16 protein-coding genes are annotated in these 15,736 nt (G+C 63.8%); 9 read left to right on the forward strand and 7 right to left on the reverse strand.

From position 1 onward, the window contains the following. The first annotated feature begins 10 nt into the window (after positions 1-10). The 6 genes from HJO_RS07530 to HJO_RS07555 all read left to right on the forward strand — a co-directional run bounded on the left by HJO_RS07530 (position 11) and on the right by HJO_RS07555 (position 5,617). Positions 11-646 (forward strand): hypothetical protein, encoded by a 636-nt coding sequence (locus HJO_RS07530; RefSeq protein ID WP_162173798.1) that lies wholly within the window; start codon positions 11-13, stop codon positions 644-646. Further along, the gene (pheT, locus tag HJO_RS07535) at positions 643-3,036 is read left to right on the forward strand and encodes a phenylalanine--tRNA ligase subunit beta (protein ID WP_035615670.1); all 2,394 of its coding nucleotides are present in this window, start codon (positions 643-645) and stop codon (positions 3,034-3,036) included. The genes HJO_RS07530 and pheT overlap by 4 nt, the downstream gene beginning before the upstream one ends. Before the next feature lie 34 nt (positions 3,037-3,070). Further along, positions 3,071-3,925: an ion transporter gene (locus HJO_RS07540; RefSeq protein ID WP_035615672.1), complete on the forward strand. Its 855-nt coding sequence runs from the start codon at positions 3,071-3,073 to the stop codon at positions 3,923-3,925. 47 nt (positions 3,926-3,972) lie between these two features. Further along, positions 3,973-4,806: a 4-hydroxy-tetrahydrodipicolinate reductase gene (dapB, locus tag HJO_RS07545; protein WP_035615673.1), complete on the forward strand. Its 834-nt coding sequence runs from the start codon at positions 3,973-3,975 to the stop codon at positions 4,804-4,806. Between the two features lie 101 nt (positions 4,807-4,907). Further along, entirely contained in the window at positions 4,908-5,312 is a 405-nt protein-coding gene (locus HJO_RS07550) for a PTS sugar transporter subunit IIA (RefSeq protein ID WP_035616114.1), read from the forward strand. After that, a complete protein-coding gene (locus HJO_RS07555) occupies positions 5,312-5,617 on the forward strand; it encodes an HPr family phosphocarrier protein (RefSeq protein ID WP_156945481.1) in 306 nt (101 codons plus the stop codon). The genes HJO_RS07550 and HJO_RS07555 overlap by 1 nt, the downstream gene beginning before the upstream one ends. A gap of 9 nt (positions 5,618-5,626) precedes the next feature. Here the strand turns inward: HJO_RS07555 and HJO_RS07560 are convergent, their stop codons facing one another. After that, a complete protein-coding gene (locus HJO_RS07560) occupies positions 5,627-6,190 on the reverse strand; it encodes an EF-hand domain-containing protein (RefSeq protein WP_156945483.1) in 564 nt (187 codons plus the stop codon). A gap of 200 nt (positions 6,191-6,390) precedes the next feature. Here HJO_RS07560 and HJO_RS07565 point away from each other — a divergent pair, with 200 nt between their 5' ends. Next, the gene (locus tag HJO_RS07565; RefSeq protein WP_241764695.1) at positions 6,391-8,841 is read left to right on the forward strand and encodes a sensor histidine kinase; all 2,451 of its coding nucleotides are present in this window, start codon (positions 6,391-6,393) and stop codon (positions 8,839-8,841) included. Between the two features lie 4 nt (positions 8,842-8,845). Here the strand turns inward: HJO_RS07565 and HJO_RS07570 are convergent, their stop codons facing one another. From HJO_RS07570 to HJO_RS07580, 3 genes are all read right to left on the reverse strand, one after another. Beyond that, the gene (locus HJO_RS07570) at positions 8,846-9,691 is read right to left on the reverse strand and encodes a GGDEF domain-containing protein (protein WP_035615675.1); all 846 of its coding nucleotides are present in this window, start codon (positions 9,689-9,691) and stop codon (positions 8,846-8,848) included. 179 nt (positions 9,692-9,870) lie between these two features. Then, positions 9,871-10,662 (reverse strand): methyltransferase domain-containing protein, encoded by a 792-nt coding sequence (locus HJO_RS07575; RefSeq protein WP_051618396.1) that lies wholly within the window; start codon positions 10,660-10,662, stop codon positions 9,871-9,873. Positions 10,663-10,686: 24 nt separating this feature from the next. After that, positions 10,687-11,658, reverse strand: a complete 972-nt coding sequence (locus HJO_RS07580; RefSeq protein WP_035615676.1) for an oxidoreductase — start codon at positions 11,656-11,658, stop codon at positions 10,687-10,689. A gap of 167 nt (positions 11,659-11,825) precedes the next feature. Between HJO_RS07580 and HJO_RS07585 the strand changes: the two genes are divergently transcribed. Continuing rightward, the gene (locus HJO_RS07585; protein WP_035615678.1) at positions 11,826-12,422 is read left to right on the forward strand and encodes a tetratricopeptide repeat protein; all 597 of its coding nucleotides are present in this window, start codon (positions 11,826-11,828) and stop codon (positions 12,420-12,422) included. Here HJO_RS07585 and HJO_RS07590 read toward each other — a convergent pair. Continuing rightward, positions 12,419-12,904, reverse strand: coding sequence for a bactofilin family protein (locus tag HJO_RS07590; protein WP_084141752.1), 486 nt, complete (start codon positions 12,902-12,904; stop codon positions 12,419-12,421). The genes HJO_RS07585 and HJO_RS07590 overlap by 4 nt on opposite strands. A gap of 327 nt (positions 12,905-13,231) precedes the next feature. On the opposite strand from HJO_RS07590, the gene HJO_RS07595 reads away from it, so the two are divergent. Beyond that, complete coding sequence (locus tag HJO_RS07595; RefSeq protein WP_051618397.1) at positions 13,232-13,975, forward strand: GH25 family lysozyme; 744 nt, start codon at positions 13,232-13,234, stop codon at positions 13,973-13,975. Positions 13,976-13,979: 4 nt separating this feature from the next. Here the strand turns inward: HJO_RS07595 and HJO_RS07600 are convergent, their stop codons facing one another. Together HJO_RS07600 and ilvC are read right to left on the reverse strand one after the other, a co-directional pair. Beyond that, entirely contained in the window at positions 13,980-14,702 is a 723-nt protein-coding gene (locus HJO_RS07600; RefSeq protein WP_035615680.1) for an endonuclease/exonuclease/phosphatase family protein, read from the reverse strand. A 13-nt stretch (positions 14,703-14,715) separates the two neighbouring features. Further along, the gene (ilvC, locus tag HJO_RS07605) at positions 14,716-15,735 is read right to left on the reverse strand and encodes a ketol-acid reductoisomerase (protein WP_035615681.1); all 1,020 of its coding nucleotides are present in this window, start codon (positions 15,733-15,735) and stop codon (positions 14,716-14,718) included. Position 15,736 lies beyond the last annotated feature (1 nt).

A 15,736-nucleotide genomic window follows, 5' to 3' on the forward strand; every position in this document is an offset into this window, starting at 1 on the left:
CTGAGGCATGATGGGACAGGGCAACAAAGCCGAAATGCTGATTGCTGTCTGCGCGGTGATAACCAGCGTGGTGGCCCTGTTCATTGGCTGGAGCCAGATGCGGGTCATGAAGGGCCAGCAGGAAGCCGAAGTCTGGCCGATGGTGCAGCTGACGCACGAGACCGATTTCAACGACGAGACAGTCAGCTACGCGATCACCGTGGAGAATGCGGGGGTCGGACCGGCCCTGATCGACAGCTTTGTCATTGCCATGCCCGGACAGCCGACCACGACCGACTTCTATGAACTGGTCGACTACATGGTCGGCAAGGATATCGGGGACCCCTATACCGCCTTCCGGTCGCTTGAGGGCCGTGTCGTGCGCCACGGTACCGAGATGAATGCCATCAAGGCGTCATGGGATTCGACCGATGAGACCCGCGCGGCCCTGCAACGCCGCCTGACCCAGTTTGTCGCTGGCGAAGAGGAGAGTGCGGTCGTGTTCATCTGCTATTGCTCGATCCTCGAAGATTGCTGGGTGTCCAGTACGCTGGACGCCCAGACGCGGCCCGAGCCGGTAAAATCCTGCACGGCACTCGATACGACATCCAATGCATTACTGGCGTCCCATGCGCCGCCCAAACCCGTGAAAGCGACGAATCCATGAAGTTCACCCTTTCCTGGCTGACAGATCACCTCGCGACCAAGGCGGGGCTCGACGATATCCTGGCGCTGATGCTGAAGGCAGGGCTCGAGGTCGAGGAGGTTGTCGACCCGAATGAGAAGCTGGCACCGTTCACCGTGTGCAAGGTGATCGAGGCCGTGCCGCATCCCGATGCCGACAAGCTGCGCGTCTGCACGGTGGAAACGGTCGACGGCACGAAACAGATCGTGTGCGGTGCGCCGAATGCCCGGACGGGCATGACGGCCATCTATGCGCCGCTCGGGGCGTATATTCCGGGGCTGGACTTCGCGCTCGACAAGAAGCCGCGGGCCATTCGCGGTATCGAGAGCCAGGGCATGATGTGCTCGGCCAAGGAACTGGAAGCCGGCGAGGACCATGACGGGATTGCGGACCTGGACGATTCCATCCCGCTCGGCACGCCCGCCGCGCAGGCGCTGGGCGCCACGGACCCGGTGATCGATTTCGAAGTGACGCCGAACCGGCCCGACTGGCTGGGCGTGCAGGGCATTGCCCGCGACCTGGCGGCAGCCGGGGCAGGGCGGCTGATCGTCAAGGAACCGAAACGGGTGCCGGGCAGTTTCGATTGCCCCGTGGATATCCGGCTCGACGCGCCGCAAGCCTGCCCGATATTTGCCGGCGCGGTGATCCGCGGCGTGACCAACGGCCCGTCGCCCGACTGGATGCAGGCGCGCCTCAAGGCCGTGGGTGTCCAGCCGAAATCGCTGCTGGTGGACGTCACGAACTATATCTCGTTCGACCGGGCACGGCCGCTGCACGTCTATGACGCGGCAAAGCTCAGCGGGCCCGTTGTCGCGCGGCTCGGCAAGAAGGGCGAAAGCCTGGAAGCGCTGGACGGCAAGACCTACAAGGTGACGCCGGAGATGTGTGTCATCGCGGACGACAGCGGCGTGATCGGCCTGGGCGGCGTGATGGGCGGCACGTCGACAGCCGTGTCTGACGACACCACGGATGTCTTCATCGAGAGCGCCTGGTTCGACCCGCTGCGCACGGCCCGGACCGGCCGGACGACCGGCATCCATTCCGACGCACGCTATCGCTTCGAGCGGGGCGTTGACCCGCAGAGCTGTGTCGACGGGCTGAACCTTGCCCTTGAACTGACCCTGGAACATGGCGGCGGCACAGTGTCGAAGCCGAATGTTGCCGGAGCGATCCCGGCACGGATCGACAAGGTCACGTTCTATCCGGCGGACGTCGAGCGCCTGACCGGCCTGGTCGTGAAGCCGACGGAGATGCGCCGGATCGTCAAGGACCTCGGCTTCAGCATCGAGGACGCGGGCGATGCCTGGTACGTCCTGCCACCGAGCCACCGGTTCGACATGGAACAGTCGGCCGACCTGGTCGAGGAGATTGCCCGCCTGATCGGCTATGACATGCTGCCAGTGACCTCGCTGCCCGAACCGGATGGCGGGCGCCGCGCGATCACGACACCGATCCAGGACCGTGTGCGCGTGTCGCGGCGCGTGCTGGCGGCGCGCGGCTTCCTCGAGGCCGTCAGCTGGAGCTTCATGGCCAAGGAGCACGCCGCGCTGTTCGCGAAGATCGACCCGGCGCTGACAGTGTCCAACCCGGTTGCCAGCGAACTGGACCAGATGCGGCCCTCCATTCTCGGCAACCTTGCGATGGCGGCGCAGCGCGCAGCCAATCATGGCGAACCCGGCGCACGCCTGTTCGAGGTTGGCCCGATCTACCTTGGCGACGGCCCGAAGGACCAGCGCACGGCGGCCGCCGCCCTCGTCCGGCCGGATGTCCAGCGTCACTGGCAGGGCACGCCGCACAGCTATGATTCCTTTGCCGCGAAGGCCGACATGTTTGCCGTGCTCGATGCGCTCGGCCAGCCGGGCGAGCGCTTCCAGGTGGCGCCGCCGGCCCAGCCGCACTGGCACCCGGGAAAGGCGGCCAGCCTGAAGCTTGGCCCGAAAGTGACGGTCGGCCATTTCGGTGCGATCCATCCCGGCGTGCTGAAGGCGATGGGGATTGACGGGCCGATGTTCGGTTTCGAGCTGAACCTCAACGCCCTGCCGCTGATGAAGACGCGGCCGACCAAGACCAAGCCGGTCCTGAAGCGGACAGAGCTGACGCCGATCCGGCGCGACCTGGCCTTCCTTGTCGACGTTGCCGTGCCGGCTGCCGACCTCGTGCGGAACGCGATCGGGGCCGACAAGCAGCTGATCGTTTCGGCCGACGTATTCGATGTCTACCAGGGCACGGGTGTGCCGGACGGGCAGAAGTCGGTGGCGTTCGAAGTGACAATCCAGCCGCGCGAGAAGCTGACCGATGAGGACATCCAGGCCCTGATGGCGCGGGTCGTCGCCTCTGTCGCCAAGGGAACGGGCGGTGTGTTAAGAGGCTGACAGGCACGTACGTCCAAGGGGGGAGAACCTGACGATGGTGATTCATCAGATCGCAGTCCAGCAGGGCCTGCGCCACACCCTTTACACAGAGCTTGTTCCGGAGGCCCGGGAGCGCGGTATTTCCAAGACGAACCTGATGATCGTCGTGGTCGTCCTGCTGAGTTTCCTGTTTCTGGCCCTTGAAACGGAACCGACGCTGGCGGCCCAGCCCGCCTGGCAGGCCGCGTTCGACACGTTCAATGTGGCAGTCGTCGCGATTTTCGCCGTCGAATATGTCGTGCGGGTCTATGTCAGCGGGCTGCAGCCGGAGTTTGCGGGCCTGTCGGGTCGCTTGCGCTACATGACGCGGGTCTATTCGATTGCCGACCTCCTGGCGTTCCTGCCGGAAATGATCGCGCTCCTGCTTGGCGCCGGCATCCCGCTGATTGCGCTGCGGGTGTTCCGCCTGTTCCGCCTGATCAAGCTGGCGCGGTTCGTGCCGGCCTTCGACGTGCTGGGCGCCGCTGTGCGCCGGGCCGGGTCGCAGCTCCTGACCACGCTCGCGATGGCGTTGGCGCTGGTCTATGTGGCGGCGGTTGCCCTTTATTTCATCGAGGGCGTCGGCGGCCAGCAGCAGGAGATGTTCCAGTCGATCCCGCGGGCCATCTGGTGGGCGATCGCGACGCTGACCACGGTCGGGTATGGCGACGTCTATCCGGTCACGCCGCTCGGCCGGGCCTTTGCCTCGGTGATCGCGCTGGCGGGCATCGGTGTCGTGGCGCTGCCGGCGGGTGTGTTCGCGAGCGCCTTTTCCGACGAATTGCGCGAACGTGAGCTTGCCAGACTGAAAGACAGGGTCGAGGAAATCGAGGCAGAAGCAGGCGCTGCGCCGGAAGAAAGCCAGGCGTGAGCGTCGTGGCGCTCGCCCGGACACGGAATCAGGGTTAGAAAGTAGCGATGACAGACACGCCCCAAGACAATTCCTTCCGCGTGGCCATTGCCGGCGTGGCCGGCCGGATGGGCCGGCACCTGGTGGCGAGTGCGCTCGACGCCGGCCTGATCGTGGCTGGCGGCACCGAAGCCCCCGGCGCCGGGCCATTCGACCGCGACATTGGCGAACTTGCCGGGCGCGCGTCGCTCGGCATCCGCCCGGCGACCGATCCGGTGGCGGCTGCGGCCAATGCCGACGTGTGGATCGACTTTACCCGGCCGAAGGCAACGCTGGCGGCACTGGATGCGCTGAAGCACACACGGGTCAGCGGCGTGATCATCGGCACGACCGGCTTCAGCGCGGCCGACGAGCTCGAGATCGCCCGGGCGTCGGAACGGCTGGCGATCGTCAAGTCCGGCAATTTCTCGCTTGGCATCAACCTGCTGCAGGCGCTGACAAGGATTGCGGCGAGCCGGCTGGGAGAGGACTGGGATATCGAGATCATGGAGACGCATCACCGGCGCAAGGTCGATGCCCCGTCCGGCACGGCCCTGATGCTCGGCGAAGCGGCGGCAGCTGGCAGGAATGCGGCGCTGGGCGACCTGCGCCAGGGGCCATATGACGGTGCAGACAGTGCGCGGGCGCCCGGCAAGATCGGGTTTGCGGTCCGGCGGATGGGTGATGTAATCGGGACACACGAAGTGAGTTTCGGCTCCGACCGGGAAATCCTGACACTGAGCCACACCGCGCTCGACCGGGCCGTGTTTGCACACGGCGCCATGCGTGCTGCAGCGTGGACGGTAAATCGCGAGCCCGGACTTTACGGCATGGATGACGTCCTCGGCCTGGCCGATTCCTGAGCGTCGGCGCGCCACCTCCCAGCAGCTGAATCAGGGTTGACGCCAGTTTGCTGCGTGGCAGCATGACAAGTTCGTTAGGAATGACCCTGGAAGGTTCCGGCATGATCGGCATTGTTGTCGTCAGCCATGGCAAGCTTGCCCGCGAACTGGTCGCCGCCACCGAACACGTGGTGGGCGAACAGCCGTGCTTTCGGTCGATCTCGATCGAAGTCGAAGACGATATCGAAGCCCGGCGTGACCAGATTCGTGAGACCGCAAAATCCTGCGACAGCGGCCAGGGCGTGATCATCCTGACCGACATGTTCGGCGGCACGCCGTCAAACCTCGCCATGTCGGTGATGAATGTGGGGAATATCGAGGTGCTGTCAGGCGTGAACCTGCCCATGCTGATCAAGCTGGCCGAAGTGCGCGCCGACCTCTCACTGGCCGAAGCGGCAAAGGTCGCCGCCGAAGCCGGCCGCAAATATATCAGCATCGCCTCCGACCTGTTGGCGAAGTCTACCTGATGAGTGAGTTGACAGGCACCGCCCGCCAGCGCGTCGTCATCGTGAACCGCAAGGGCCTGCACGCGCGCGCATCTGCGCGCCTGTCGCGGCTTGCGGGCGAATTTGATGCGCAGGTGACGGTGCGCCACGAGGCCGAGAGCGCCGATGCGCGATCAATCATGGACCTGCTGATGCTGGTGGCGCACATGGGCTGTGAAGTGGAGTTGCAGGCCGAAGGGCCCGAGGCAGCCGAAGCCGTGACCGCGATCGCCAGCCTTATCGCCGATGGATTTGGCGAGCAGGGGCCCGCTGACGTGATCTGCTAGGCCTGGCGGTCAGCGCCGTTCCAGACCCCCGGTGCGGCCCAGGTCGCTGAGTTCGCGCTGCTCCGGCCGGTCGCGGTCGCGGTCGCGCTCCGGCGCATCGAGGCTCGAGATCAGGACATCGCCTGTGGCGGCATCTGTATAGGCGGCGGCGAGCTGGGCGATGACGTCCAGGAACTCCGACTTGTCGACGACCCGGTCGAGATTGGGGTCGAACCTGACAGGATTGGCCAGGGTGTCGTCGTGGGTGGGCAGGCTTTTCGCCCACGCCTGCTGTTCCAGCGCGCTGAGAGAGCCTTCGGCATTCGTATCGGCCGCCGCAAAGGCGCGAATGGCGCCTTCCTGCAGTTCAGCCGGGGTGACCCGGCCGTCGCCATCGGCGTCGAAACTCATGATCAGGCCGCCGCCCGGCACCAGGCGGGTATGGGCCCTGCGGCCGGGATAGGCATCGGCCTTGACCTGGCCCTGTCCGGGCAGGCGCACGACCTCGTCGAGCGCGTCCGGTTCCTGCGCCACGGCGGTGCCTGCCAGGCAAAGCAGGGCAGAAACTGTAATAGCCAGAACGGTTTGACGCATATTTGGATCCACTTGGTTGGCCAGTATCGCAGAGTATTGCACTGTGGTTTATTTGCAACATGACGTTTCAGTTACCTTGCACGGTCCAAGGCGACATCTTACCGTCCTGTTAACGCCGCCTTAATGGAAAGGGAGCACTCCGTTAACCAGTTGGGCTGCCTTTCGGGCGGTCGATTCGTGTGACGGGAATTGGGACATCAATGGCCATAACTGCAGACCAGGTTCCGATCATCATGTCCGCCGGGGCGGCGTCGCTCGGGCTGGCGGCATTGCTTTGGGCCCTGCGGGTCTCTGATGGTGCGCGCGGCGCAGCGCGGAAATACCGCGAGCGCTCGTCCGAACTGGAAACAACGCTTGCAGAGCATCGCTCGGTGCTGGGCGCGCATCCCGGGGTCATCCTTGTCTGGCAGGGCGAGGCGCTCGAGGCGGATGGCGACGAGATCATTGCGCCGGAACTCTACGGTTCACCGGTCGCGCTGGCGGGCCTGCTGAGCTTTACGGATGACGCCATCTCGGTCGACCCGGCCGTGCGGATCATCGAAGGGCTCGCCGACCTCGAAGCACGCGACAGCGCCGGCCAGGACACGACCCTGCGAATCCGCCTGCGCGAGCTGCGCGAGAACGGCCAGGCCTTTTCCCTCACGATTATCGGCCCCTCGGGCCGGTTCCTCGAAGCGGACGGCCGGACCGCCGGCGCGCGCGCTGTTGTCTGGGTCACCGACACAACCATCAAGGGACTGGAAGAAAGCTCCGCGCGCGGGAAGCTGGAAGAGGCGCGGCAGGTCATTGCACGCGACCCGACAGCATTCCTCGACATGCTCGGCAAGTCACCGTTCCCGGCATGGCGGGTGTCAGGCATGGGCAAGCTGCAATGGGTCAACCCGGCCTATATCGAGGCCGTCGACGGCATCAACCTGGACCGTGTCCTGGACCGCCAGCTGATGCTCGACCAGGCTGCCGCCGAGCAGGCGAAGAAGACGATTTCGGAAGGCGTGGATATCGACGAGACGCGCCATATGGTGATCAATGGCGAGCGCCGCGCGATGCGTGTGCTGACCTTCCCGCTGTCGGGTGGGGCAGGGGCCATGGCCTTTGATGTCACCGCCCAGGAGGATGCCCGCGAGGAACTCAACCGCCACGTCCGCGCGCATGACGAGACGCTCAATCACGTTGCCGACGCGGTCGCGATCTTCGGAGCGGACCGGAAACTGACATTCTACAACAAGGCCTTCCGCGACATGTGGGATCTCGAAGAGAGCTTCCTGCTTGACCGGCCCAATCACGGCCAGCTGCTCGACCGCCTGCGCGAACGCAAGAAGCTGCCAGCCCGGACGAATTACGCCGAGTGGCGCGCCGAGGAATTGTCCTACTATCTCGATATTGACGGGGTGAAGGAAGACATCTGGTCGCTGCCCAATGACCGGACACTGTCTGTCACGCGCCAGCGCCACCCGATGGGCGGCCTGCTGCTGCTGTTCAAGGACATCACCGGCGAACTGGACCTCAAGACCAAGTTCAATGCGATCGTCAAGACGCAGACCTCGACGCTGGACAACCTGCATGAGGCGGTCCTGGTGTATGGCGGCGACGGGCGGCTGAAGCTGTTCAACCATGCCTTCGAGCGCCTCTGGGGCCTGTCTCACGACCTGCTGAAGGACCAGCCGGACTTTTCCACCGTGGTGGAGGCCTGCGTGCCGCTGTTCCACGACACCGAGATCTGGGATGCGATCAAGGGCCATGTCACGGACCCGTCGGCCAGGGCGCGGCAGTCGACAACAGGCGAGATGCGCCGCTCGGACGGGTCGATCCTGACCTACCTGACGCACCCCCTGCCGGACGGCAACACGCTGCTGGCCTTTGCCGATGTCACGGCGACGCGCCGGGTCGAATCCGCGCTGCGCGACCGCGCCGAAGCGTTCGAGGCGGCCGACCGGTTGAAGACCGAATTCGTGCGCAATGTGAGCTACCAGCTGCGCTCGCCGCTGACGGTGATCTTCGGCTATGCCGAGCTGCTGGAGACACAGCGCAATGGCGAGTTGACCGAACGCCAGTCAGACTATGTCAGCGCGATCCTGTCGGCGTCAGACCACTTGTCGAAACTGATCGAGAACATTCTCGACCTCGCAATGATCGAGGCCGGCCGGATGGATCTCGACCTCGAAGACGTCCACCTGCAGGACCTGATCGACGAGAGCATCGAAATGGTCGTCTCGAAGGCGGAAGACACGGAAGTCGCCGTGCGCGCCGAAGTGACCGGAAAGCTCGGCCTGATCCGCGCTGACCAGCGCCGGATCCGGCAGATCCTGTTCAACCTGATTTCCAACTCGCTGCGGTTCACCGAATCCGGCGGCGAGATCGTTGTCGCGGCGCAGCGGATCGGCGACATGGTGACCCTGTCGGTGCGCGACAATGGCAAGGGCCTGGTGGCGGAAAAACGTGCGACCAGCTTCGACAGTTTCGTTTCGGGCGACCAGCGCGGCGCCGGCCTGGGCCTGGCACTGGTCAAGCATTTCGTCGACCTGCATGGCGGCACGGTGGGCATGAAACCGGTCGATGGCGGCGGGCTGGAAGTCACCTGCTGGCTGCCGGCACAGGCGGTGGTGCATGCGAACGCACCGGACCTGATGCTGGCCGAAGGCGCACGGGCCTAGGCGGTCAGCCGGTCAGTGACAGGTCCGATCCGGTATCGACAATCGCCACATCGCCGCCGCGGACACGCTTGCGCGAAATCAGCGCATTGTCGGTTGCCACGAACATGTCGGATGCCGTCGCGAAAGAGGCAGAATAGAAGCCGACGCTGACACTGGACGGCGCCATCAGCGTGATGTCGCCATGGCTGTGAGGCGCGGCAAGGGCCTGCTTCAGGCCTGCTGCGAATTCGGCCACTTCGGCACCATCGAACGTGTCCCAGACCAGGAGCGCGAATTCGTCGCCGCCAAGACGGGCAGCGAGACCGGACCTGTCACCCAGCGAATTGCGGATTCGCATGGCGACCTGCCGCAGGACGGCGTCGCCGACATCGTGGCCGTGATCGTCGTTGATCTGCTTGAAATTGTCGAGATCGAACAGGATGAGCGTGAACGGCGCGCCGCCACGGACAGCCGTGCTGAACGCCTCCTCGAAAGACCGTTCGAACTTGCGACGATTGGCGAGCCCGGTCAGGAAGTCCGAATTGGCCAGCTCCGCCAGGCGCAGCTGGGCGACTTCGAGTTCCTGGTTCTTGTTGAGAACGTCTTCTGCATTGCGCGTCGCCATGCGATAGGCGCTGCGAAACTTGCGGGACAGGATGAGATTCTGGCGCAGGATGACCGAGTTGAACAGGAGCGCGGGACCGGCCACCAGTGTGCTCATGAGGACGCCGCTCAGCAAGGCCTTCCACAGCACGGTATCCAGGAGGCTCGCCATGACGAGCTCTCCGACCGCAACAATGGCGCCGATGAGCAGCGTGCCACCGATTGTGACGCGAATGACATCCGCGCGCGTTTCGAGGCGCGGGTTCATTCTTTCACCCACCCAGCGAACAATAATTCCCTTGCGCTCCAAGGTTCCCACCTCTCAGACCAGACAGGGGGGAATCTAGCTGATGTGCCTTCAAATGCGTTGAAGACATTGTCCGCGATTCCGCGACACCGGTTAAGCGACCGGAAAGCATGTCCCGGCGGACGCGGGGCTGCGGGGCGTCAGTTCTTTTCGAACTTCAGCAGGTAGCGGTCGGTCTTGCGGCGGATGGAGGGATCGAACACGTTGAGCGTGCCGTCATCGTCGGGATTGGCGAAGATGTCGCTCTCCTTGACGAGGCTGAATCCCGCCGCTTCGGCCAGGCCGACCGTGATGGCCCTGTCGAGCCGGTGCGTGGTGCCGCCTGTCGTTGCGGGGGAACCAGCCGGGGCGCTGTGCTCGAGGATCACGAGATGGCCACCCGGCCGGGTGACCCGCGCGATCTCGCTGAAGGTCGCTGTCGGATCGCCGAGCACGCCGGGCTCTGCGCCGTCCGGCGTGAACCAGAGTTCGTGCGGGCCGAGCAGCCAGGTGACGATATCCGCCGACGCATCCGGTATGTCTGACAGGTCGTCGAAGGCTTTCCGGACCTTGGTGACGTTGGCGAGCCGGCCGTCGACGCGCTTGGCAACGGAATCGCCGAGGAAGGCATCGAATTCCGGTGGGTTCTGCATGTACACGGTGCCGGTATCGCCGACGACGCGGGAGAACAGTTCAGTATAGAGACCGCCGCCCGCTTCGAGATCGACGACGGTCATGCCGGGAGTGACGCCGATGAATGCGAGGACCTGGCCGGACTTGCGGACGCCATAGTCGTCATAGTCGGCAGCGGGGCGGTCATCTGCGCCGAATACGGATGAATAATCGAACGCGGGCATTTCGGCGATCACCGGCGCGTCGAGGGACGCTGGTACCGGTGCTGCGCACGCGACCGCGATGGATCCAGCCAGGATGGCGCTGATGACATATTTCATGGTCGGTTCCTCCCGTGACCTGGTTCAGGCGTTTGCCAGCATTTTCTCGCTCATGTCCCAAAGACGCTCGGCCTTTTCATCGTCGCAGATCCACGGCCGCGCATGTTCCCAGCGCTGGCTGTCTGCCGTGGCCAGTTCGGCGATGTCGCAATTCTCGCAATAGACGCCGCCGCGGCCCTCGAGCGCCGGTGACGTGGCTGCCCAGACACTGGTGGCGGCACCCTGTTCCGGCGTCTTGAACATGGCCTGGACCTGCGGCGGGATTGTTCCGTCTTCGGCCTTCCAGCCGAGTGCGACCATTTCCTCGTCGGTGAGGTGGCGCTGGAGCGGGGTGAAGATGCCGCCGGGATGGACCGAGAAAGCCCGGACCCCGACATCGCGGCCACGATGGTCGACACCCAGCGCGAACAGGGCGTTGGCAGACTTGGCCTGCCCATAGGCATCCCATTTTTCATAGGGATGCTTGTTGAAGTGCGGATCGTCCCAATGCACGTCGGAACGGATATGCGCGGTCGATGACAGGGCGACGAGCCGGCTCGACTCGGCCCGCTGCATTGCCGGGGCGAGCGCGAGGCTCATTGCCATGTGGCCGAGATGGTTGACGCCGAACTGGCGCTCCCAGCCGGGGCCGACGCGGGCTTCCGGGCACGCCATGATGCCGGCATTGTTGATGAGGATGTCGAGACCGCGATTGGTGCTGTCATACGCGTGCGTGAATGCCTTCACGCTCTTCAGGTCCGCAAGGTCCATTTCCGCGATTTCGATGTCGCCGGGAATGTCGGCAAGCGCCGTTTCGGCGGCCTCCACGCGCCTTGCAGGAACCGTCACACGCGCGCCGGCACCAGCGAGCGCCCGGACGGTTTCGAGGCCAATTCCGGAATAGCCGCCGGTCACGATGACGTTCTTGCCCGACAGGTCTATCCCTTCGAGCACTTCGCGCGCGGTGGACTTGGCGTGAAAGCCAGACCCCAGAGGCAACTGATCTTTCGCGGCCATGGCACTTTACCTTCCGAATTGTCTGATTGAACTCGATCAGACTTTGCCCTTTGGGCGGAAGGCCCGCAAGGGCCGATGAAAATTCCTTGAGCAGTGGAACGGATGGACGCCTTCAGCGCTCAAGCCTATATTCAAAATGTTATATGTTATCACCCGGAGACTGTTCCATGCGCCTGATCACCAGCCTGCTTTGCCTCTCCATCCTCGGCTTCGCTGCAACGCCGTCTTTCGCGCAGTCCTCACGGGTGGAGCGGACACAGAACGAAATCCTTCTCCAGGACACCCAGAACAATCTTGAAGCCGACCGCGCCGCGCGGGCGGATGCGATCCGCCTGTGCGCCACGAAGGACTATGCCGCCTGCTGGCAACTCGGTGAATATTATCGCAAGGGCCGCGGCGGGCTGCAGGACTATTCTGCTGCAGTGAAAGCGTATCGCACGGCGTGCGACGGCCAGAATGCCGGCGCCTGCGCCGCGCTCGCCTATCTCGCCACCAAGGGCAACGGGATGGACCAGGACCTGAAAGAGGCGCGCCAGCTGTACAAGAGGTCATGTGACCTCGGCGAGGTCAGCGGCTGTGCGGGATACGGCAACATGCTGTTCACCGGCAAGGGCGGCGACAAGAATGTCGCGGAAGGCACGCGTGTGCTGCAGTCTGCCTGTGACGAGGGATACAAATGGGCCTGTGACCGGATTACCGGCCTTGCGGCCTATGATCCCAATGACAATACGTGGGAGCGCCTGAAGGACACTGCCGGTCGCTAGCCGTCAGAACCGGTCTTGCCCGGTGGAGTGAACATCGTGTTGACGAATGCCGGTATCGGTTCGGCGCCTGCCACGGGTGCCTGGTGCGTGGGCGCTGTTTCGACCGGAGACGCCCAGTCAGCCGGACGGGCCGGTGCGATCAGCAGGTCTGCAAGGACGCTGGCCCCTTCATCGATCCGCATGCTGGGCGCATAGGCGCGGCCTTCAAGGCGGCTACCCGGCCAGGCTTCGATGGTTTCGCTGGCGCTGACGGATCCCCTGATTTCGCCGTGAACGATGATCACGGTGCCGGAGACGTTGCCTTCGATGATGGCGTCGGCTTCGATGACCAGCAGGCTGTCAGTCGTAATCTCGCCCTTGAGGTGCGCCGAAACCATTGTTGGCCCCGAGAATGCGAGGGTGCCTTCAAGCACCGACCCCGCGGTGATGAAGCTGCCTTGCTGCGATCGGGCAGGGCGCGGAGGTGTGGGTTGATTGGCCAAGGTTGCGTCCCATGATGACTGTCATCCGGGAGATTCTGAGCAAAATACGTGCCACGCGAGAATTTTGCGCGGCGTAGTCACTTCTTGGGGATGCGGAACCGGAGCCGACGTGCCAGGCCGCGGCCGATGTCGTAGAAGACGGATTCCCCTGTCCTGGAAATGAATGATCCCTGCGTATCGGACCGAAAACCGGAGATGCCGAGGAAGAATGCTTTGAGGAATGTCGTATCCGGCGAATATCCCTAAGGTTGCAAGAATGGATTGCGGTTCTCAATCTATGGGACAACAGGTTGCATGCCTTGCGCGCAAAATGAGCCGCCATTTTGAATGAGCATCATGTTTGAAACAGTAGAGTTCATTACTGGATACGATTTTCGACATGACGCCGCCCAGATTGCGTGGCTCAATGGCGGCATGCGTCTGTGCATGTCCCTGCTTGCCTGCCTGTTCGTCGTGGCCGCGTGCCTGCCACGTGCGGACCCGGAGCCATCTGCGCGCGTCCTGCCGCCGGCGGCCGTGGGAATCGACCTGTCGCATCATAATGGCGCGGTGAACTGGAACGCGCTGGACGAGGAAGCGGTCGATTTCATCTACCTGAAGGCGACCGAGGGCCGCGACTGGACAGACCCGGATTTTCAGGACCACTGGATCGAGGCGACGCGGCGTGGCTATACGGTTGGCGCCTATCACTTCTACATCCTGTGCAAGCCGTGGGAGGCGCAGGCGGTCAATTTCATCCGGGCAGTCGAAGTGCGCAGCGGAACGCTGCCGCCGGCGGTGGACCTGGAGTACGCACACAATTGCGACCCCTTCAGGGACGAGGCAGGCACGAAGGCGGAGGTGCAGGCATTCCTCGACCGGCTCGAAGCCGAGTATGGTGCGGTGCCCGTACTCTACACGACGAAGGAATTCCATGCCGACTGGATCGCCGGATCATTCGACCGCTATCCGCTCTGGATACGCAGCATCGATGGCCCGCCGGGCATGCCTTATGCGATCTGGCAACATGACATGAAGGGGAAGATGGCGGGGATCGAAGGTGCGGTGGACCTGAATGTCGCTGCCGAGTGATGGATCAACCTGGTCCTGCGTGCCATTCGAAATCGACCAGAACGCCAAAGTGATCGCTTCTTGCCTTGCCCGATGCGTCCCGGCGGTCGAGCGCGCGAACATCAGTGGGCGATAGCGCGCCGCTGATCGCGACATGGTCGATCGTCATGGCGTCCAGTGGCGGCAGTGAGCCGCGCGTGACGATATCGAATCCTGTCATGGCTGCTTCCAGTTTCTCATATGAGCTGTGAGGGCCCCAGGACCTTGGCATGCGCCGATTGAAATCCCCGGCTACAATGAGGGGACGCAATCCATCAAGCGCCTGCAGCGCGGGACCGAGCTGTTCGAGGAACATTTCATGGCGCCTCCAGGGCCGGACCTTGTCGCGAGGTGGAGAGTCAGGCGCCATGTGCCAAGGGATGCAGAGGCCGAGACAGTGGACGTCGCGGCCCTCGACCCGTGTCCTCCCCAGAACTGCGCCGCCCAGGTCCGCGAGCGACTCCGGCAGGGGGATGTAGGTCCACGGTGTCCTGCTCCAGATCACCACGAGCTGTTCGCTGTCTGCCTTGGGGCCGCGGTTGTAACCGCGATGCGAAAGAATGTGGCCCCCCAGAGTGTCCAGTGAGGTTGTGTGAGCTTCCGTCAGGACCACGAGATCGGGGACGAGAGACCCGATCTCTGAAACAAGAGACGCGGCCTGCCATGTGTGCGGGCCGCGTCTCTCGATGTTCCAGTTTATCAGGCGCATTGTTGCCCGGAAGCTAGTTGCGGGCCTTGTCGACCAGACGGTCGTTCTGGGCCCAATGCATCATGCCGCGCAGTTTTTCGCCGATTTCCTCGATGAGGTGATCGTTCATGCGGGCGCGCTTGGCGTGGAAGCTGGGGGCACCAGCCTGGTTTTCCAGCACCCAGTTGCGGGCGAACGTGCCATCCTGGATGTCGGTCAGCACGCGCTTCATCTCGGCCTTGGTTTCCGCGTTCACGATGCGCGGGCCGGAAACGTATTCGCCATACTCGGCCGTGTTGGAGATCGAGTAGTTCATGTTGGCGATGCCGCCTTCATAGATCAGGTCGACGATCAGCTTGGTCTCGTGCAGGCATTCGAAATAGGCCATTTCCGGCGCATAGCCCGCTTCGACCAGGGTTTCGAAACCAGCCTTGATCAGCTCGACAATGCCGCCGCAGAGGACGGCCTGTTCGCCGAACAGGTCGGTTTCGGTTTCCTCGCGGAACGAAGTCTGGATGACCCCGGCGCGCGTGTTGCCGATGGCTTTCGAATAGGACAGGGCGACGGCCTCGGCGGTGCCGGACGCATCCTGGTGGACGGCGATCAGGCCCGGCAGGCCGAAGCCGCGCATGTACTGGTCGCGCAGGGTGTGGCCGGGGCCCTTGGGCGCGGAGAGGGAGACGTCCACGTCGGCGCGCGGGCGGATCAGGTTGTAGTGGATGTTGAAGCCGTGCCCGAACATCAGGTGCTGGCCGGCATGCAGGTGCGGTTCGATCTCGTTGGCGAATAGAACGGCCTGCTTCTCGTCGGGGACGAGGATCATCAGGACGTCAGCCCATTTGGCGGCCTCGACGACCGACGTGACTTCGAGATTCTCGGCTTCAGCCTTCTTGCGGCTGGCGGAACCTTCCTGCAGCGCGACCTTCAGCTGCTTGACGCCGCTGTCGCGCATGTTGAGGGCATGGGCGTGGCCCTGGCTGCCATAGCCGACGACGGCAACTTTCTTCTTCTGGATCAGGGAAAGGTCCGCGTCCTGCTCGTAATAAACTTTCATT

Origin of the sequence: Hyphomonas johnsonii MHS-2 (assembly GCF_000685275.1) — a bacterium.
In the GTDB taxonomy this organism is placed as follows: Bacteria; Pseudomonadota; Alphaproteobacteria; order Caulobacterales; family Hyphomonadaceae; genus Hyphomonas; species Hyphomonas johnsonii.